General features: G+C 72.4%; 14 protein-coding genes. 10 read left to right on the top strand and 4 right to left on the bottom strand.

Annotated features, from left to right (window positions below):
- Together F6X68_RS17835 and F6X68_RS17830 are read left to right on the top strand one after the other, a co-directional pair.
- A partial coding sequence (locus F6X68_RS17835; protein ID WP_151455352.1) for a bifunctional diguanylate cyclase/phosphodiesterase occupies nt 1-1,376 on the top strand: 1,376 nt, incomplete at its 5' end.
- A 73-nt stretch (nt 1,377-1,449) separates the two neighbouring features.
- The gene (locus F6X68_RS17830; RefSeq protein WP_151455351.1) at nt 1,450-2,274 is read left to right on the top strand and encodes a MerR family transcriptional regulator; all 825 of its coding nucleotides are present in this window, start codon (nt 1,450-1,452) and stop codon (nt 2,272-2,274) included.
- Between the two features lie 78 nt (nt 2,275-2,352).
- On the opposite strand, the gene F6X68_RS17825 is transcribed toward F6X68_RS17830, so the two are convergent.
- Nucleotides 2,353-5,367: a carbohydrate binding domain-containing protein gene (locus F6X68_RS17825; protein WP_151455350.1), complete on the bottom strand. Its 3,015-nt coding sequence runs from the start codon at nt 5,365-5,367 to the stop codon at nt 2,353-2,355.
- Nucleotides 5,368-5,741: 374 nt separating this feature from the next.
- Nucleotides 5,742-6,761, bottom strand: coding sequence for a LacI family DNA-binding transcriptional regulator (locus F6X68_RS17820; protein ID WP_151455349.1), 1,020 nt, complete (start codon nt 6,759-6,761; stop codon nt 5,742-5,744).
- 386 nt (nt 6,762-7,147) lie between these two features.
- On the opposite strand from F6X68_RS17820, the gene F6X68_RS17815 reads away from it, so the two are divergent.
- The 6 genes from F6X68_RS17815 to F6X68_RS33590 all read left to right on the top strand — a co-directional run bounded on the left by F6X68_RS17815 (nt 7,148) and on the right by F6X68_RS33590 (nt 13,822).
- Nucleotides 7,148-8,437, top strand: a complete 1,290-nt coding sequence (locus F6X68_RS17815) for an extracellular solute-binding protein (protein ID WP_151455348.1) — start codon at nt 7,148-7,150, stop codon at nt 8,435-8,437.
- Between the two features lie 71 nt (nt 8,438-8,508).
- Nucleotides 8,509-9,525 (top strand): carbohydrate ABC transporter permease, encoded by a 1,017-nt coding sequence (locus F6X68_RS17810; RefSeq protein WP_151455347.1) that lies wholly within the window; start codon nt 8,509-8,511, stop codon nt 9,523-9,525.
- Nucleotides 9,526-9,610: 85 nt separating this feature from the next.
- Nucleotides 9,611-10,465 (top strand): carbohydrate ABC transporter permease, encoded by an 855-nt coding sequence (locus F6X68_RS17805; RefSeq protein WP_151455353.1) that lies wholly within the window; start codon nt 9,611-9,613, stop codon nt 10,463-10,465.
- Complete coding sequence (locus F6X68_RS17800; RefSeq protein WP_151455346.1) at nt 10,462-12,909, top strand: glycoside hydrolase family 2 protein; 2,448 nt, start codon at nt 10,462-10,464, stop codon at nt 12,907-12,909. The genes F6X68_RS17805 and F6X68_RS17800 overlap by 4 nt, the downstream gene beginning before the upstream one ends.
- 190 nt (nt 12,910-13,099) lie before the next feature.
- Nucleotides 13,100-13,636, top strand: a complete 537-nt coding sequence (locus tag F6X68_RS17795; RefSeq protein WP_151455345.1) for a hypothetical protein — start codon at nt 13,100-13,102, stop codon at nt 13,634-13,636.
- Nucleotides 13,637-13,666: 30 nt separating this feature from the next.
- Nucleotides 13,667-13,822 (top strand): hypothetical protein, encoded by a 156-nt coding sequence (locus F6X68_RS33590; RefSeq protein ID WP_192581447.1) that lies wholly within the window; start codon nt 13,667-13,669, stop codon nt 13,820-13,822.
- An 85-nt stretch (nt 13,823-13,907) separates the two neighbouring features.
- On the opposite strand, the gene F6X68_RS17790 is transcribed toward F6X68_RS33590, so the two are convergent.
- Nucleotides 13,908-14,684: a hypothetical protein gene (locus F6X68_RS17790; RefSeq protein WP_151455344.1), complete on the bottom strand. Its 777-nt coding sequence runs from the start codon at nt 14,682-14,684 to the stop codon at nt 13,908-13,910.
- Nucleotides 14,685-14,966: 282 nt separating this feature from the next.
- On the opposite strand from F6X68_RS17790, the gene F6X68_RS17785 reads away from it, so the two are divergent.
- The gene (locus F6X68_RS17785) at nt 14,967-15,560 is read left to right on the top strand and encodes a hypothetical protein (RefSeq protein ID WP_151455343.1); all 594 of its coding nucleotides are present in this window, start codon (nt 14,967-14,969) and stop codon (nt 15,558-15,560) included.
- Nucleotides 15,561-15,810: 250 nt separating this feature from the next.
- Here the strand turns inward: F6X68_RS17785 and ilvD are convergent, their stop codons facing one another.
- A complete protein-coding gene (gene ilvD, locus F6X68_RS17780) occupies nt 15,811-17,658 on the bottom strand; it encodes a dihydroxy-acid dehydratase (RefSeq protein WP_151455342.1) in 1,848 nt (615 codons plus the stop codon).
- Between the two features lie 128 nt (nt 17,659-17,786).
- Between ilvD and F6X68_RS17775 the strand changes: the two genes are divergently transcribed.
- The coding region (locus F6X68_RS17775; RefSeq protein WP_370518960.1) for a putative bifunctional diguanylate cyclase/phosphodiesterase at nt 17,787-20,007 on the top strand (2,221 nt) is incomplete at its 3' end.

Below are 20,007 nucleotides of genomic sequence, written 5' to 3'. Positions count from 1 at the left end.
TCACCGCGGTCCTGCTCGCGCTCGCGCTGGCCCCGCCGTTGGTGCTCCGCGACCTGCTCCGGGCGCACGATCCGGCGCAGCCGACCGGCCCCGGCGACCCGCCGGTCGGGCACCGCCCGGCGGACCCGGACCGGTCCGGCACGCCCGTGGACCGGCCGGCGCTGCTGCGGGCCCTCGCCGCCCTCCGGAACGCGCCGGCCCCCGCCGGCGCGCTGCTCGTCGTCGACCTCGACGGACCCGGCCCCGCCTCCGACGGGCACCAGGGCCGCGAGGACGTGCTGGCCGAGGTGCTCCGCCGGGCCCGCGCGGTGGTCGGCCCCCGGGACCTGCTCGCGGACGTCACCGCCACCGGCTTCGCCGTGGTGACCGAGGTCGGGCCGGTGCTGGCGTACGCGCTGGGCACCCGGCTGCTCGCCGCGCTCACCGAGCCGTACCGCGCGGCGGGCGGGCTGCTGCGGCTGCGGGCCGGCATCGGGCTCGCCGAGATCGGCAACGGCGGCCCGGAGGACGTGCTGCGCCAGGCGGACCTGGCCCGGCGGCGGGCCGTGCAGCTCGGCCGGGACCGGGTCGAGTGGTACGACGCCTATCTGGAGGAGCAGCTCGTCCGCCGGCTCGACCTGGAACGGGAGCTGCCCGGGGCGGTCGCCCGAGGCGAGTTGGACCTCGTCTACCAGCCGGTGCTCGACCTGACCGACCGGCAGCCGGTGGGCACGGAGGCGCTGCTGCGCTGGCGCAGCCCGGTGCTCGGCACGGTGCTTCCCGCCGAGTTCCTGCCGGTGGCCGAGGACCTCGACATCGTGGGCGAGCTGGGCTGCTGGGTGCTGGACCGGGCCTGCCGGCAGCTCGCCGCCTGGTCGGCGGGGAGCCGGCAGCTCTGGATGGCGGTGAACGTGACCGTCCGGGAGCTGACCTTCCCCGACTTCGTGCCGCGGACGGCGGCCGTGCTCGACGCGTACGGGTTGTCGCCGGACCGGCTGGTGGTCGAGGTGGCGGAGCCCCGGGTGGGTGCCGAGCTGCCGACGGTGGTGGCCCGGCTGGCCGGGCTGCGCTCGCTGGGCGTGCGCACCGCGCTGGACGACTTCCGGGCCGAGCACGCCTCGCTGGCGCAGCTCCGCCGGTTGCCGATCGACCTGCTCAAGGTCGGCCCGCAGCTGGTGGACCCGGCGGACCCGCAGCGCCCGCTGATCGACGTGGTGGTGAACGTGGGGGACCGGCTGGGGCTGGACATCGTGGCCGAGGAGTTGGAGTCGGCGAGCCTGGTCGACGGCGCGCGGGGGGCCGGCTGCCGGTACGGGCAGGGCTTCGCGCTGGCCCGCCCGGCCACCGCCGAGCGGGTCGAGGCGTACTTCGAGGAGTTCCCGTCGGCCTCGCGCTGACCGGGCGGCGACGTTCCCCCGCCCCCGCCTGGTTGACTCTGACACCGTGTCAGGGCCGAACGTGTGAGGGGCCATGTTCACCATCGGAGACTTCGCCAGGCTCGGCCGAGTGTCGGTCCGCATGCTGCGTCACTACGACAGCATCGGGCTGCTCCGCCCGGCCGCCGTCGACCCTCACACCGGGTACCGGTCCTACCGGGCCGAGCAGCTCCGCCGGCTCAACCGGGTGATCGCCCTCAAGGAACTGGGACTCACCCTCGGGCAGGTGCGGGCGATCATCGACGACGCCGTCGAGGTCGCCGAACTGCGCGGCATGCTGCGGCTGCGCCGGTCCCAGCTGGAGGCTCAACTGGCGGCCGACACCGCCCGCCTGGCCGGGGTCGAGGCGAGGCTCCGCATGATCGAGACGGAGGGTCGGATGACCAGCCAGGACGTCGTACTCAAGGAACTGCCCGCGGTCCGGGTGGCGGAGCTGACCGGGGTGGCCCGCAGCTACGAGACGCCGGACATCTCCACGGTGATCCAGCCGCTCTACCCGGAGCTGTTCCGGCGCCTCGGCGCGGCGGGCGTCGTGCCCTCCGGCCCGGGGCTGGCCTGGTACGAGGCGACGGGGGAGGGCGAATCTGTCATGGTGCACGCCGGGGTGACGGTGACCGCCGACCCCTCGGCGGCCCGGGACTTCGGCGTCGTCGACCTGCCCGCGGTGCCCACCGCGGCGACGATCATCCACCACGGGCCGATGGACGAGGTGGAGGGCAGCATCCAGGTGCTCGCCACCTGGATCGAGGCGAACGGCTGGCGGGCCGACGGGTACACCCGCGAGTTGTACCTGGACTACTGCCCGGACGAGCCCGAGAAGGGCGTCACCGAACTCCAGTTGCCGGTGGTCGCGGCGTGAGCGGCGGCCCGACCCGGGTGCGGGTCGGGCCGCCGGTGGTGTCGGAGGCGGCCGGTCCGGCCGCCTTCGACACCGGCGTCACCGCAGGTAGGGGCCGGTGTCGCCGACCTTGCCCGGCGCCGGGTTGCCCGGCAGGTCCAGCACGTACACCCGCAGGTTGCCCTGTCCGCTGACCGTCGCCGTCAGGGTCCCGTTGGTGACCGTCCGGACGTCGCCGGTGACCGCGTCGGTGTAGCGGCCGTTGGGCACGCCGGTGAACGTCGCGCTCCCGGAGACCGTGACCAGCGCGAAGCTGTCCACGCCGCCGGCGGTGAAGCGCCGCTTGTACGCCATGGAGTTGCCGCTGATCCCCTCGGTCGAGTACTGCCCCTTCTGCAGGGCCGGCACTGCCCGGCGGATCAGGTTGAGCCGCTGCACGTGCTTGACCAGCGGCTTGTCCAGCGTGCTGGCCACGGGGCCGGTGGCCGAGGCGACCCGGCCGAAGCCCGCCGCGGTGACCGTGCCCGCCAGGTGACCGCCGTAGTAGGCGCGCCCGGTGGTGGCCAGCGGGCAGGTCGGCCCGCAGTCGATCTTCGCGCCCTTTTGGAACTCGATCTCCGAGCCGTAGTAGAGCGTCGGGATACCCCGGAACGTCCACATGAGGCTCATGTTCTCCGCCCAGGCGCCGGTGCCCCCGGTGTAGCGGGTGTTCGACTTGTTCGGGCCGTAGTCGTGGCTGTCGACGTACACGACGTTGTAGGTCGCGTCGTTGTAGCTGTCGTCGGAGTCCTTGCCGTTGCCGAAGGCGTTGTTCGCGTCGCCGAAGTTCATGTGCATGCGCATGTCGATGACGTTCATGCCGGAGAACTTCGAGTGGTCCGGCGCGTGGTAGGTGTTCCCGCGCAGGAACGCGTTGTCGCTGGTCGGCTGCCCGTTCGGGCCGAGTAGCTGCTCGTGGTCGTACTGCTCGATGGCGGCGCGCACGTCGTCGGGGCTGTACTCCTTGCGCTCCTTCCAGGTGAAGAACTGCGCCGAGTGGTTCACCGAGCCCCGGTTCCACTTGTCGTTGACGAACGCGGCGACCTCACCGAAGACGTAGAAGTCCCGGCCCTTCTCACCGTGCCTGGCCAGCGCGTGCTGCTGGATCGCCGGCAGGAAGCGCCGGTTCCAGGTGACGCGGGGGATGTGCACGGCGGTGTCGATGCGGAAGCCGTCGACCCCCATGTCGATGAACTTGTTGTACGTGTCGATCAGGTACTTCTGCACGGTGGCGTTCTCGGTGTTGAAGTCGGCCAGGTCCTCGTGCAGCCAGCAGCTACGTGAGTCCTCGCCCTCCCAGTTGCCGATCCAGCACTGGTGGTACAGGTCGGCCGGGAAGAGCTTGCTGGTCGGGGTCGGCCACTGGCACTCGTAGAGGCGGAAGCCCTCGGGGCTGGTGCCGGCCGGGGCACCCCAACGCGGGCACTGGTTGCCGGTCGGCGCGGTGGTCGACCAGACGTCGCCGTTGTAGGGCCGTCCCTTGGCGAGGGCATTCTGCGCCGGGGTCAGCTCCGGGTCGGTGCCGGGGTGCTCGACCATGGGGTCGTACGAGCGGCCCGGCTCCTGCTTGCTGTACATCCACTTCCACTGCTCGTCGCGGGCGCCGTACACCGTGGGGGTGAACAGGCCCTTGGCGCCCCAGCGGGAGCTGTGGTTGTAGACCACGTCCTGGAAGACCTTGATCCCCTTGGCGTGCGCGGCGTTGATCAGGTCCTGGTAGCTCGCGCCGGGGCTCTCCAGCCGCGGGTCGACCCGCTGGAAGTCCCAGCCGTGGTAGCCGTGGAAGTCGTAGTCGGACCGGTTCAGCACGACCGGGGTGATCCAGAGGGCGGAGAAGCCGAGCCCCTTGACGTAGTCGAGCCTGTCGATCAGGCCCTTGAAGTCGCCGCGGAACATCGGGTCGTCGTTGGCCGCGTTGCCCGACTTGACGTGCTGGCTGCCGCCCCGGTTGTTGGTGGCGTCGCCGTCGGCGAACCGGGCGGTCATCACGAAGTAGATGCTGTCCTCGCGGGGGTCGCCGCCGAGCGGGGTGCCGGCCGCGGGCGGGGGCGTGCTGGTGCCGGTGGTGACCGCCACGGGGGCACTGGCCGGGGAGGTGTTGCCGGCCGCGTCGTACGCCCGGACGGTGTACTCGTAGCGGGTCTGCGGGCTCAGCGCGTCGTCGACGTGGCCGGTACCGGCGGTGGTCACCGTGACGGTGCCCTGCGACCCGCCGGTGCGGGTGAGCCGGTAGCCGGTGACCCCGCGGTCGTCGGTGGCCGCGGCCCAGGAGACCGCGACGCGCAGCCCGTTCGCGGTCGCGCCCAGCCCGGTGGGGGTGGACGGCGCGGTGGTGTCCGGCGTGTCGGGCGGGCACGGTGCGGCCGCGCCGGCGGTCACCACCCCCGCCTTGACGGTGCTCACCCCGGCGCCCAGGGTGTAGTCCGCGCCGTTGTTGTTGTCCCAGGCGCCGGCGCCGTTGTTGAACGCCGCCCGGAGCGTGGCGGCGGTGCCGAGGTCGACCACCCGGCGGGCCCATCCGGCGCAGCCGGCCTGCATCGGCGCGCCGGGGACGGTGGTCCAGGCCCCGCCCGCGGGCTGGTAGTGGATGTTCGCGGCGGCCCAGCCCCTGGTCCCGACGTGGTACCAGACGTCGGCCGTCCGGCCGGCCGGCGGGTTCGACGGGGTGGGCGTGGGCGAGGGGGTGCCGGCACAGGGGTCGCCCGTGCCGACCACGCCGTCCGCGACGGTCACCGTCCCGGTGCCGGTGCGGTAGTTCGCGCCCCGGTTGTTGTCCCAGGTGGCGCCGTTGTGGTTGAACACCACCTGGAGGCCGGTGGCGGTACCGGCGTCGATGGTGCGTTTGCGCCAGCCGGCGCACGCCGCCTCCATCGCCACCCCGGGCACGGCCGTCCACGCGCCGCCGTCCGGCGCGTAGTGGACGTTGACCTGGCCGGTCCAGGTGGCGGCGGGTCGGTAGTAGACGGTCACGGAGTTCGCGGCGGAGGCGGTGCTGAGCGGGGCCAGCCCGACGGCGATCCCGGCGGCCAGCGCGGCCGCGATCGTCCGTCGTCGTCGTCCGGTGCTGGGATGCATCGGAGCTCCTCGGGGGTGGTAGTCGGCGAGGGCCGAGGGGGACGGGGTGCCTTGCGTGACAGCCGTCGACTGTGGGGGATTGTCCGGACCGGACAGTGACGTGACGGATAACGTCACAGGATGACGAATGTTTCTGCAAGGTCTTGCAAGTGGCGAGAAAGTTACCACCATCAACGTCACGACACCAGACGTTCACACTGATCGGACAGAGGCCCGTCCGGCCCCGGACGTGCGGAGCCGGACGCGCGGTGGCCCCGGCCGCCGCCGCGCGGCCCCGGGTGATCGATTAACCGGTTAAGTCGACAGGCGCGGGGCGGCGCCCACGAGGTCCCGCCGTCGCCTCGGCCGGGAGGTCGACGGGCGGGGCGCCCGGCTCAGCTCGCGCGCGGCGGGGCCGTGCTGCCCCGGGGCGTGAGGTGGGCGGTCCCGTCCTGCACCTGCCGGGCCGGCGCGCCGCCGATCACCGCCAGCAGTTCCCGGGCGGCGTGCGCGCCGTACGCCGGGATGTCCCGGCCGAGCGCGGTCAGCGGCGGGTGCACCAGCTGGCAGAGCGGCGAGTCGTCCCAGGCCACGATGGACACCTCGCCCGGCACGGCGAGGCCCATCTCCTGGGCCACCGACAGCCCCGCTATCGCCATCACGTCGTTGTCGTAGATCACGGCGGTGGGGCGGCCGGCCGAGCTGAGCAGCCGCCGGGTGGCGCGCGCCCCCTCCTCGCCGGTGTAGTCCGACGGCACGGTGACCGCGTCGGCCAGGCCGAGCCGGCGGCACACCTGGGTGAACGCCTCGGTGCGGATCTCGGTGTGCAGCAGGGCGGGCAGGCCGCCGACGCGGGCGATCCGGCGGTGGCCGAGGGCGACCAGGTACTCCACGGTCTCGACCAGCGCCGCCGCGTCGTCGGACCAGACGCTGGCCAGCCCGCCGGTGCCGCCCGGGCCGCCGATCACCACCGCGGGCAGGCCCAGTTCCTCCAGCACCGGCACCCGGCGGTCGTCGGCGCGCAGGTCGCAGACGAGGACGCCGTCGACGCGGCGCTCACCCCACCACCGGCGGTAGACCGCGACCTCCGCCTCCTGGTCGGCCACGACCTGGAGGGTGAGCGCGTACGACCGGGCGGAGAGTTCGGCCTCGACGCCGCTGATCAGCTCCATGAAGAACGGCTCGATGCCGAGCGTGCGGGCGGGGCGGCAGAGGGTGAGGCCGACCGCGTCGGCGGTGGCCCCGGAGAGGGAGCGGGCGGCGCGGCTCGGGTTGAAGCCGATCTCGGCGGCGATGGCGAGGATCCGCTGCCGGGTGGCCTCGGAGACCCCGGGCTGGCCGTTCAGCGCATAGGAGACCGCCCCCTTGGACACCCCGGCGCGGCGGGCGACGTCGGCGATCGTGGGTCGCTTCACCGGCGTACTCCTCCAACTCTCCCGCCCGGGCGGGTGTCACCACGAGGCCGGGGCGACCGGCGGCGGTCCACGCTACTGCACCCGGCGCGGGGAAGGCCGGCGCGACCGGTGCGCGGCGTCGGGCCGGTCGCCGGCTTTCCCGGTTAAGTGATCTGGTGTGGTTCGGCTCGGTCCCTTGCCGCACCGCCAGCCTGCGTTCCGCTGTCTCGCAGGAATGCCTCCACCTCCCATGATCGCGCTCCCACGACCGGTGCAGATTACCGTGAGACACCGATCGTGACTGCCCGTTGACAGCGCCGAAACTGCCCCGTACGGTGGCGGAACTTATCCGGTTCAGTCAACGACTCTCGATGTCGGGAGCGTTCCCATCTGGCGCGGAGGATGACATGAGACGGTCCTTGACGCACTGGGCCAGGGCGGCCGCCGTCGGCGCGGTCAGCCTGGTCATGGTCGCGGCGTGCAGTGGCAACAGCGGAGGTGGCGGCGACTCCCAGGCGGGTGGCCAGGTCACCCTGAAGATCAACTTCTGGGGCGACTTCGGGCTCGACGAGCTCAAGGCGAAGTACGAGGACGCCAATCCGAACGTCAAGATCAGCCTGAACACCGGCGAGTACAACGCCCAGCACGAGGACCTGCAGAAGAAGCTCGTCGCCGGCTCCGGCGCGCCGGACATCGCCGCCGTCGACGAGGGCTTCGTCGTCCAGTTCCGCGGCCAGGCCGACAAGTTCGTCAACCTGCTCGACAAGGGCGCCGGCACGTACGAGCAGAAGTACCTGCCGTGGAAGTGGAAGCAGACCCTGACGCCCGACGGCAAGACCCAGATCGGCCTCGGCACCGACGTCGGCGGCCTGGCCATGTGCTACCGCACCGACCTGTTCAAGGCCGCCGGCCTGCCCACCGGGCGCGACCAGGTCTCCGCGCTCTGGCCCACCTGGGACAGGTTCATCGAGGTCGGCCAGCAGTACACGGCCAAGAGCGGCAAGAAGTTCATCGACGCCGGCACCAACATCTTCAACCCCGTCCTCGGGCAGCAGCCGGTCGGCTTCTACGACGAGAGCGAGGCGCTCAAGATGGACGGCGGCCCCAAGGTCGCCTTCGACGTGGCGGCCCGGACCATCGCCGCGGACCTCTCGGCCAACCTCACCGCGTTCTCGCCCGAGTGGAACAGCGGCTTCGTCAAGGGCAACTTCGCCGTGCTCGCCTGCCCGGCCTGGATGCAGGGGCACATCAAGAACACCGCCCCCGGCACCAGCGGCAAGTGGGACGTGGCCGCGATCCCCGGCGGGGGCGGCAACTGGGGCGGCTCGTTCCTGACCATCCCCAAGCAGGGCAGGAACGTCGACGAGGCGTACAAGTTCGTCGCGTGGCTGATCCAGCCCGAGCAGCAGATCGAGATCTTCAAGAAGGTCGGCAACCTGCCCTCCCAGCCGGCGCTCTACCAGGACCCGGCGATCAAAGACTTCACCAACCCCTTCTTCAACAACGCCCCGGTGGGTCAGATCTTCTCCAAGACCGCGGAGAGCCTGACCCCGCAGTACCTCGGCAAGCGCAACGGCCCGACCCGGGTGGCGGTGGAGAACGTCCTCAACCGGCTGGCCACCGGAAACCTGAAGGGCAAGCCCGACCAGGCGTGGACCGAGGCGGTCAAGGAAGCCGAGAAGGCCGCCAGGTCCTGACCGCGCGCCGGTCGGGGCGGGCCCGTGCCGCGCCCCGACCGGCCCTTACTTCGGTGCCTGGAGGTGCCCCGATGTCCACCACCCGCGCCGCCCCCACGGCGCCCCGGCCCGGCCAGGAGCCCGGTGCGACGGCCGAACGCCGGGGCCGCCGACCAGAGCCGGGCGGCTGGCGTACCCGGTTGTACCGCTTCGACGTGCGCTACGTGCCGTACCTGCTGATCGCCCCGTTCTTCCTGCTCTTCGCCGTCTTCGGGCTCTTCCCGATCGTCTTCAACGGCGTCGTCGCCCTGCGCCACTGGCGGCTCGACGACCCGACGCTCACCGGCTGGGCGGGGCTGGAGAACTTCCGCCGCCTCTTCACCGACGACGACTTCTTCAACGCGCTCGCCAACACCTTCGGCATCTTCCTGCTCTCCACCGTGCCGCAGCTGCTGCTGGCGCTGATCGTCGCGTCGCTGCTGAACCGGAAGCTGCGGGCCCAGACCTGGTTCCGGGTCGGGGTCCTGCTGCCGTACATCACCCCGGTGACGGCCTCCACGCTGATCTTCTCCGTGGTCTTCGCCCGGGACACCGGCATCGCCAACTGGGCGCTGTCGCTGCTCGGCATCGGCGAGACCGAGCCGATCGACTGGCGGTCCGCGAAGTGGTCCTCGTGGATCGCCATCGCCACCATGGTCAACTGGAAGTGGATCGGCTACAACGCGCTGCTCTACCTGGCCGCCATGCAGTCCATCCCGCGCGACGTCTACGAGGCCGCCGCCGTCGACGGGGCCGGGCCGTGGCGCCAACTGTGGCGGATCACCGTGCCGATGATCCGGCCCGTGGTCATCTTCACCGTCGTGCTCTCTACCATCGGCGGCCTGCAACTGTTCACCGAGCCGATGCTCTTCGACGCCAACCCGGCCCTGGGCCTCGGCGGCGACGACGGGCAGTGGCAGACCGTCGCGCAGCTCATCTACAAGGTCGGCTGGCGGGACCTCAACCTCGGCTACGCCGCCGCCATGTCCTGGGCGCTCTTCCTGGTCATCCTGCTCGTCGCGGCGATCAACGCCGTCATCACCAACCGCCTGGGAGGTGGTAAGCGGTGAGCGCGAGGAGTGAGCTTGCGAGCCCCGCAGTAGCGAACGAAAGGTGGCACAGGTGAGTGCCTCGAATCCCCGGCGGGGGGCGCTTATGGGCCGGGCGCCGCAGCACATGCCCGGCACCGTCTGGACCTACCTGTTCCTGAGCGTCGTGATCGCGTTCTCGGCGTTCCCGCTCTACTGGATGTTCGTCATCGCCACGAACACCGACGAGGCGCTGGCGCAGATCCCGCCGCAGGTGCTGCCCGGCGGTCAGCTCGTCACCAACCTGCGGGAGGTCTTCTCCATGCAGGACGTGTTCTTCCTCCAGTCGCTCGGCAACAGCGTGATCGTGTCGTCGGTGGTGACGGCGTCGGTGCTCTTCTTCTGCGCGCTGGCCGGCTTCGCCTTCGCCAAGCTGCGGTTCAAGGGGCGCAACGCGCTGATGGTCATGGTCGTCCTGACCATGACGGTGCCGAACCAGCTCGGCGTCGTCGCCCTCTACATCCTGATGGGCCGGATGCCCGGCGAGGGCGGCTGGAACGGCACCCTCCTCGCGGTGATCGTGCCCGGCCTGGTCACTGCGTTCGGCGTCTTCTACATGCGGCAGTTCATCCTCGACGCGGTCCCCGACGAGCTGGTCGAGGCCGCGCGGATGGACGGCGCGAGCACCATGCGGATCTTCTGGAGCGTGGTGGTGCCGGCGGTCCGGCCCGCCATGGCGGTGCTCGGCCTGCTGACCTTCGTCGCCACCTGGAACGAGTTCCAGTGGCCGCTGATCACCCTCGGCGGCACCGACTACCCGACCTCGATGGTCGCCCTCTCCGACCTCGCCAGCGGCAACTACGTGCTGTACCGGCGGGTGCTGGCCGGCGCCCTGGTCGCCACCCTCCCGCTGCTGGTGATGCTCTTCATCGGCGGCCGTCAGATCGTCCGAGGAATCATGGAAGGCGCGGTGAAGTCGTGACCCGGCAAGCGTTGCACGAGGGCTGGACCCTGCGGGCGGTGGAGGGGCCGCAGGTGCCGGCCGCGATCGCGGGCCGCGCGGTGCCGGCCACCGTTCCCGGCTGCGTGCACACCGACCTGCTGGCCGCCGGCCTGATCCCCGACCCGTACCTGGACGACAACGAGAAGGGGCTCGCCTGGATCGGCCGCACCGACTGGGTCTACGAGGCCACCTTCACCCATCGGCCGGGCGGCGACGAGCGGGTCGACCTGGTTTGCGCCGGCCTCGACACCGTCGCCACGCTCACCCTCAACGGCGCCGAGGTCGGCCGCGCCGAGAACATGCACCGTGGTCGCCGCTTCGACGTCCGGTCGCTGCTGGTCGCCGGGTCCAACACCCTGGCCGTACGCTTCGACTCCGCCTACCGCTACGCCGAGGCGCAGCGGGACCGGCTCGGGGACCGGCCGAACGCCTACCCGGAGCCCTTCCCGTTCATCCGCAAGATGGCCTGCAACTTCGGCTGGGACTGGGGGCCGACCCTGGTCACCGCCGGCATCTGGCAGGAGATCGGGCTGCACGCCTGGTCCACGGCGCGGCTGGCCGTCGTGCGTCCCCTGGTGACCGTCGAGGCCGGCGACGGCCGGGTGGAGCTGCACGTCGAGGTCGAACGGGCCGGCGCCGCGCCGCTCACCGTGCGGGCGACCGTCGCCGGCGCGGCGGCCGAGGCGACGATCCCGGCGGGGGAGCGCACGGCCGTGCTGACCCTCACCGTCCGCGACCCGGCGCTCTGGTGGCCCAGGGGGTACGGCGAACAGCCGCTGCACCCGCTGGAGGTGACCCTGCACGACGCCGACGACCATCCGCTCGGCACCTGGTCGCGGCGGATCGGGTTCCGCTCGGTACGCCTCGACACCACCCCCGACGCGCACGGCACCCCGTTCGCCCTGCACGTCAACGACACCCCGGTCTTCGTCCGGGGGATGAACTGGATCCCCGACGACGCCTTCCCCACCCGGATCACCCGGGACCGGTTGGCGCACCGGTTCCGGCAGGCCGCCGACGCGAACGTCAACCTGCTGCGCGTCTGGGGCGGCGGCCGGTACGAGTCGGACGACTTCTACGACCTCGCCGACGAGCTGGGCCTGCTCGTGCAGCAGGACTTCCTCTTCGCCTGCGCCGCCTACCCCGAGGAGGAGCCGCTGCGCGCCGAGGTGGCCGCCGAGGCCACCGAGCAGGTGGTCCGGCTGGCGCCGCACCCGTCGCTGGTGCTCTGGACCGGCAACAACGAGAACATCTGGGGCTGGCACGACTGGGACTGGCAGGAGCCCCTCGCGGGGCGCACCTGGGGACGCGGCTACTACCTGGAGCTGCTGCCCCGGATCGTCGGCGAGCTGGACCCGACGCGGCCGTACTGGCCGGGCAGCCCGTGGTCGGGCCGCGAGGAGATCCACCCCAACGACCCGGCGCACGGCACCACGCACATCTGGGACGTCTGGAACACCGACGACTACACGAAGTACCGCGAGTACGTGCCGCGCTTCGTCGCCGAGTTCGGCTACCAGGCCCCGCCCGCGTACGCGACGCTGCGCCGGGCGCTGTCCGACGAGCCCCTCGCGCCCGACTCGCCCGGCATGGCGCACCACCAGAAGGCCATCGACGGCGATGCCAAGCTCCGGCGGGGGCTCGACGGGCACCTGCCGGCACCGGCGGACTTCGACGACTGGCACTGGCTGACCCAGCTCAACCAGGCGCGCGCGATCCAGCTCGCCGTCGAGCACTTCCGCTCCCACCGGGACGTCTGCGCCGGCACCATCGTCTGGCAGCTCAACGACTGCTGGCCGGTGACCTCGTGGTCGGCCGTCGACGGCGACGGCCGCCGCAAGCCCCTGTGGTACGCGCTGCGCCGGGCGTACGCCGACCGGCTGCTGACCGTCCAGCCCCGCGCGGGTGGCCTGGCCCTGATCGCGGTCAACGACGGGGCGACCCCGTGGCGGGCGACCGCATCGGTGACCCGGCTGACCCTGGCCGGCGAGCCACGGGCGAAGACCACGCTGGAGCTGGACGTCGGTGCGTACGCCAGGATCGAGCTGGCGCTGCCGGCGGAGCTGGCGCGGCCGGACGAGGCCCGGCGCGAGCTGCTGGTGGCCGAGGCGGGCGGGACGGCCGAGCGGGCGCTCTGGTTCTTCGCCGAGGACCGCGACGCCGACTGGCCGGCGGCCCGGTACGACGCGGCGGTCGAGCCGGTCGACGGCGGCCAGCGGGTCCGGGTCACCGCCCGCACGATCCTGCGGGACGTGACGCTCTTCCCGGACCGCCTCGACCCGGCGGCCGAGGCCGACGAGGCGCTGGTCACCCTCCTGCCGGGGGAGTCGGCCACGTTCACGGTGCGCGCGGACGCCCCGCTGGACCCGGCGGCCCTGACCACCCGCCCCGTCCTACGCTGCGTCAACGACCTCGCCGGCTGACCCGGCCGGTGCCACGACGGAGATCTTGGCAAGATTCGGCCCCCGGAGGGGCCGTTCCGTACCAAGATCTCCGTCGGGCGCACCCCCAGGGCGGGCGGCCCGGTGTCTGGGGAAGGATCCATCAGGAGCGGAGGGCCGGCCGGGGGCGGGAGCCGACCCGCCGGAGGTCGCACCAGCCACAGGGAGAACCATGATCGCGGAGCACATTCGTGACGCGTCGGCCACGGCGGTCGTGTTCGGTTTCTTCGCGTCCGGCTGGTTCGGCTGGGCGCAGGAGGCGCCGCCCCGGCGGTGGCCACCGTTCCTCGGCGCCGGATCGGTGCTCTCGTTGCTCACCGCGGTCGCCGGCGGCATCCTGACCTGGCGGCGCTGGTCCGACCCGACGGCCTTCGACGCCGACACCAGCCGTGCCTTCGGAGTCGTCGTGGGCATCGAGTTCGGCGTCGCCGCGCTCGGTGCCGGGCTGCTCGCCCTGCGGCGCCGACGGGACCTGATCCCGGTCTGGGTCGCCCTCGTGGTGGGCCTGCACCTGTTCCCGGTCGCGGCGCTGATCGACTATCCGCTGGTCCACGTGGTCGCCGCCCTGGTGACGGCGGTGGCGCTGGCGGCGGTGCCGGTGGCCCGGGCCCGCGCCGTCGCGGTGAGCGCGGTGGTCGGTCTCGGCGTGGGCGCGGTGTTGCTCGCCGCCGCCGTGTCGTCGCTGGTCATCGCCCTGGTCGCGTACTGAGGCGGGCTCGGTCGACGCTGCGAGTTGAAGGTGTTGGCCACTCTCGGCGTCGCCGGTCGGCTGCGCCGCGACGGCCTGGTCTTCCCCGACACCCCGGCCGCGATCCGGTACGCCCGGGCCGTCGTGCTGCCCGGCGGAGAAGGCCTGGCCGGCGACGACGCTCAGGAGGCGGCCAGGGCTGGGTGAGCAGCGTCGTCACGCTCCGGATGAGGAAGAAAGTGCGAGCGGCAGCGACGAGGTCGGGGTGGTGACTGGCGGCCCGTGCCCGCCGCTACCAGACGATCACGTCGAAGGTGAACGTCTTCCCTGGTTCGTAGCGCTTGACGGTCAACCACGCCCAACGTTTTTCTGTCGTCCGCACACAGAAGGACTGGTCTGTCCGGAGTTGTTCGCTGAGGATGTCGTTCTGTCGGGTGACGGACGTCTCGCAGGCGCTTTCGGACGGCGTCCCGTCGATCACGACGACGTCACCAGGGGTCCGCACCGGTGGGGTCCCGCGGTTCAGATACACGTCCAGGCCCTGGCCGGCCGAATAACCGTACTGGACGTTCCAGTTCGTAGCCGTGGAGTCGAGGTCGAGGGAGTAGCTCATCGAGAGAGTGACTCCCTCGTCGGCGCGACTCGGAGGCTTCACGCCGTCGGAGGTCGGGCTCACGGTGCTGCTCGGAGCGGGGGCGTCGGTCGGGTCGGTGGGACGGCCGGTCGGTGTCGCCGGGAAGGTCGGCGCTGAGGTGGGGGACGTCGGGACAGCGCTGGTCGGTCGGTCGTCGGGGCTGGGGGTCGCCGCGACCGTCGTGGGTTTACCCGTACTCCGGCCCACGATGCGGTCGGTGGCCGCGCCGGTCACCGCCGACAGGACCACCAGGATCATCACCACCACGGTGGCGAGTACGGGGCGGCGCTGCATCCAGAGCCACCCCAGCGCCCAGCAGGCCGCGGCGAGGCCGGCGAGCCCGACCGCCACCACGGCCCAGGCGCCGGCGCTGGTCAGGTACTGCATGACGCCCGCCACCGCGCCCACCACGCCGGCAGCCGTCGACACCAGCACGACCCGTCTGTCCGAAGGTGGTGGACTCGGCTGGTTCACTGCGCCGCTCCGGGTCGCTCACCGGTGCCGAGGCAAAGATCGGGGGACATGGCTCAATTCGACGCCGCACTCCTCAGTGGAGCCAGGAAGTGTTGCCCATCCGACAGTCCTGCTCGGGGTGCGGTTACGGGATGGACAAACGTCCTTGCTGCGCCTCATTGCATCGACAGGCAACAATGACGAGGCATCGACGTCTCTCTCGGGAGGTATTACATGAGTCGTTTTCGTCGCATACTGCTCGCGATGGCGCTCGTCGTCACTGCGGCGCTGCTGGTACCGGCCACACCAGCCAGTGCCGTTGGTCAGCCGGTGAAGATCTGTTTCCAGGTCGGTGAGTTCGGCGGTCGGCCGATCTTCGACTGTCATGAGATCGTGCTGCCGGAGTTCAAACCGAGACCGATCGGGCCGATCGAGTGTCTGAGTTGCCCGCCGGTCTACGAGTTGTGGGACCGGATCGACCCGGAGAAGCGCTTCGAGTATCTGAACCGGCTGGGTCGGGGCATGTCGCTGCTGGGGGAGGCGGCACAGGCCGTGGACCCGATCAAGGCGGAGCGCCTGCGGGAGTTGGCGACGGAGAGCTTCTGGTCGTCGGCGAAACTGCTGGAGGGTTCAGAGGTGAAGCTCCGCCAGGTCGGCTGGGCGGACCTGGAGAACGAGAAGTTCCACGGCGACCCGGATCCGCAGCCGTCGCTGGTGGCGAGCGGGGAGAACCTGGTTGGCGGGCTCGAACTGATGCAGAAGGCGCTCGGTGATCCGCAGCCGGAGCCCAACATCGCGGCGGCGATGGCCCGCTTCGACCAGGCGTACAAGGACCTCGGAACGCTGTTCGCCGGCTGAGCCCTCGGTTGCCACGGGTGCGACGGTCCCGGATGCGTCGCACCCGGTGCACGACACCGTTGTCCTTCTGACGTCGTGGACGATTCGCCGCCGGCTGGTGGCGCGGCGCGGCCCGGACGTCACCGCCTGATGTCACCAACGACTCAGCTCGACAGCGTCCGTACGACCCTTCGCCCCAGGCGAAGGGTCGTACGGCGTCACCGTCCCGGGAGCACGGGTACCCGCTCACGAAGACGGCCCGCCGCAGCGGCTACTCCGGGACGCGGCGGTAGGCGCCGTCACTGGCCGAGGTGGCCATCGAGGCGTACGCGCGCAGCGCTGCCGACACCGGCCGCTGCCGGTCGACCGGGGTGTACGGCTTGTCGCGCTTCTCCTGCGCGATGCGCCGGGCCTCCAGCACGTCGGGGGCCACGTTCAGCTCGATCGACCGGCCCGGGATGTCGATGACGATCTCGTCGCCGGACTCGACAAGGGCGATCAGCCCGCCGGAGGCCGCCTCCGGGGAGGCGTGCCCGATGGAGAGCCCGGAGGTGCCGCCGGAGAATCGGCCGTCGGTGAGCAGCGCGCAGGAGCGGCCCAGCCCCCGGCCCTTGAGGAACGAGGTGGGGTAGAGCATCTCCTGCATGCCGGGGCCGCCCTTCGGCCCCTCGTAGCGGATCACCACCACGTCGCCGGCGACGATCCGCTTGTTGAGGATCGCCTCGACGGCGTCGTCCTGGGACTCGTAGACCTTGGCCGGGCCGCGGAAGGTCAGGCACTCCTCGGGCACCCCGGCGGTCTTCACCACGCAGCCGTCCGGCGCGAGGTTGCCGTGCAGGATCGCCAGGCCGCCGTCGGCGCTGTAGGCGTGCGCGAGGTCCCGCACGCAGCCCCCGGCGGCGTCGGTGTCCAGCGACGACCAGCGGTTGGTGGTGGAGAACGGCTCGACGGTGCGCACCCCGCCCGGGGCGGCGTGGAACAGCTCGACCGCCTCCGGCGTCGGCGAACCGCCCCGGACGTCCCAGTCGGCGAGCCAGCGCTCAAGGTTGGGGGAGTGCACCGCGTGCACGTCCCGGTGCAGCAGGCCGGCCCGGTCCAGTTCGCCGAGGATGGCCGGGATACCGCCGGCCCGGTGCACGTCCTCCATGTGGTAGTTCGGGGAGTTCGGGGCGACCTTGGCCAGGCAGGGCACCCGGCGGGAGACGGCGTCGATGTCGGCGACGCCGAAGTCCAGCTCGGCCTCGCGGGCGGCGGCGAGCAGGTGCAGGATCGTGTTGGTCGAGCCGCCCATCGCCACGTCGAGCGCGACGGCGTTCTCGAACGCGGCCCGGCTGGCCACCGCGCGGGGCAGCACGGAGGCGTCGTCGCCGTCGTACCACCGCTTGGCGATCTCCACGGCGGTGCGGCCGGCCTCGACGAAGAGCGACCGGCGCGCGGCGTGGGTCGCCAGCGTCGAGCCGTTGCCCGGCAGTGCCAGGCCGATCGCCTCCGTGAGGCAGTTCATCGAGTTGGCGGTGAACATGCCGGAGCAGGAGCCACAGGTCGGGCAGGCCGACCGCTCGATCTCGCCGAGCTGGTCGTCGGTGACGGCCTCGTTGGAGGAGGCGATCATCGCGTCGATCAGGTCGATCTTGGAGTGCACGACGCCCTCGATCGCCACGGTCTTGCCGGCCTCCATCGGCCCGCCGGAGACGAAGACGGCCGGGATGTTCAGCCGCAGGGCGGCCAGCAGCATGCCCGGGGTGATCTTGTCGCAGTTCGAGATGCAGACCAGGGCGTCGGCGCAGTGCGCATTGACCATGTACTCCACCGCGTCGGCGATCAGCTCCCGGCTGGGCAGGGAGTAGAGCATGCCGCCGTGGCCCATGGCGATGCCGTCGTCCACGGCGATGGTGTTGAACTCGCGGCCCACCCCGCCGGCCTCCGCCACCGCCTCGGCGACCAGACCGCCCATGTCCTTGAGGTGCACGTGACCGGGCACGAACTGGGTGAAGCTGTTGGCGATGGCGACGATCGGCTTGCCGAAGTCGTCGTCGGTCATCCCGGTGGCCCGCCAGAGGGCCCGGGCGCCGGCCATCGTCCGACCGTGCGTGGAGGTCTTCGACCGCAGCTCAGGCATGCCCACAAGTGTTACACCGTCGCGGGGACGGCCGGCCGCCGTGCGCGACGTGTCCCAAAGGTTGCACACCCGGCCCCCCACGCCGCGCGCACATCCGGCACAGTTGGGACGTGCAGTTCCCCCCGGGCATGGTCGCGGTCGCGGTGCTGTGCGGGCTGGTCGCCGCGGCGGCCACCGCGCTGTCGGCCGTCGGCGCCCGGCGCAGCGCCGGGCCGCACCGGCAGGCGTACGCGCTGCTCGCCGCCGCGTCCGGGGTGGCGCTGGTCACCCTGCTGGTCGGGGTGGCCGTGGCGCTCTCCACCGCCGGGCACGCGGGGCACGCCCCGGACGGGCACACCGGCTGGGCCGGCGTCGTGTCGATCGGCACGGCGACCGGCGGGCTGCTCTTCTCCGCCGGGCTGCTCCGGCTGCCCGGCGTGGCCGCCGCGGCGGCGGCCACCGTCCGGCTGGCGCTCGACGGCCTGGTGATGGCGACGGCGTTCTGGTTCGTCGGCTGGGTGGTCTTCTCCGAGCCCACCCGGCTGCTCGGCGGCGCCACCCCGGTGGCCTGCGTGCCGATCCTGCTCGCCACGGTCAGCGCGGCCCTGACCGCCGGGCTCGCCCTGATCGTGGCCTTCCGCGCCCCGCCGCCGCGCGGTCGCGCCGCCTGGGTCGGCGCCGGGGCCACCGCCGTGACCTGCGGCGGGCTCGGCATCGCCACCGGCCTCTGCCAGGCCGGGCCAGGCATGGCGCTGGTCGGGGCGGGAGTCCTCGCCGCCGGCCTGGTCGCCGCCGCGTCGGCCGCCCGCCGGCCGGACGCGGCGGACCGGCCGCCGCCCGACCTGATCCGCCGCGACGGGGCGTACGCGTTCGTCCCGATGTTCGCCATGGCCGCCTCGGCGATGTACCACCTGCTCCAGGACGGCCGGTTCGACGCGCTCGGCATCGTCGCCGGCAGCGTGGAGGGCTTCGCCCTGGTGACCCGCCAGTACCTCACGCTGCACGACGTGCGCGGCTACGCCCGGCGGCTGGCCGAGCGGGAGGCGCACTTCCGCGAGCTGGCACACACCGACCAGCTGACCGCGCTGGCCAACCGGCGGGGGCTGTTGCAGGCGCTGCACCGGTGCGCCGAGGCCGGCGCCCCCTGCGTGCTGCTCGGGCTCGACCTCGACGGCTTCAAGCACGTCAACGACATGCGCGGCCACGACGTGGGCGACGCGGTGCTGGCCGAGGTCGGCGAGCGGCTGCGCGCCAACCTGCGCCCCGGCGACGTGGCGGCCCGGCTCGGCGGCGACGAGTTCGCGGTGCTGATGCACGGCCAGCCCGCCGACGCGGACCGGGTCGCCGAGCGCCTGCTCGGCGTGCTCGGGCGCGCCTACGACCAGCCGGAGGGGCCGGTCTTCCTGTCGGTGAGCATCGGGGTGGCCGGCTGGACGGGCGAGCCCGACGTGGAGCTGCTGCTGCGCCACGCCGACCTGGCGCTGCGCTACGCCAAGCAGCGCGGCAAGAACCGGATCGAGCGCTACGACGCCGCGTACGACCAGCTGCTGCGCCGGCGTACCACGCTGGAGCACGAGCTGCGCGGCGCGATCGAGCGCGACGAGCTGCGCCTGGTGTTCCAGCCGGTCGCCTCGCTGCCCTCGGTGCGCCCGGTCGGCGCGGAGGCGCTGCTGCGCTGGCGTCACCCGGTGCTGGGCAAGGTCGGCCCGGACGAGTTCATCCCGCTCGCCGAGGAGTGCGGGATGATCGCCAAGCTGGGCGCCTGGGTGCTGCACCAGGCGTGCCACCAGCTCTCCCGCTGGCTGGCCGACGGCCACGACGTCTGGGTCTCGGTCAACGTGTCCCCCCGCGAGCTGCACGCCCCGGAGTACGTGGTCCAGGTCGCCGAGGCGCTGCGCGCCCACCGGGTGCCGCCGCAGCGGCTGGTGCTGGAGGTCACCGAGCACGCCGTCGCGACGGACCTGGACGAGCTGATCCGGCGGCTGACGGCGCTGCGGCTGACGGGTGTCCGGATCGCGCTGGACGACTTCGGCGCCGGGTACTCCTCGCTGGGCCAGCTGCGCCGCCTGCCGATCGACATCCTCAAGATCGACCACGGGCTGGTCGCGGAGCACGAGCCGGTGCGTCCGGTGGGCCGGGACGGCCCGGCGTTCGCGCCGATGGTCGACATCGTCATGCGCCTCGGCCACCAGCTCGGTCTGGAGGTCATCGCCGAGGGGGTGACCACGCCGACGGAGCTGGCCGCCGTGGTCGCCGCCGGCTGCCGGTTCGGCCAGGGGGCGCTCTTCGGCTGGGGCGTGCCGGCCGAGCACCTGGAGGCGATGCTGGAGGCGGCCACGTCCCCGGGGGCCCGCCCGGCCCCGGCACCCG

The sequence above is a fragment of the Micromonospora sp. AMSO12t genome (genome assembly GCF_008806585.1).
Lineage (GTDB): Bacteria > Actinomycetota > Actinomycetes > Mycobacteriales > Micromonosporaceae > Micromonospora > Micromonospora reichwaldensis.
Note: the sequence above shows the minus strand (reverse complement) of the source record. Positions and strands in the feature narration are given on the sequence as shown.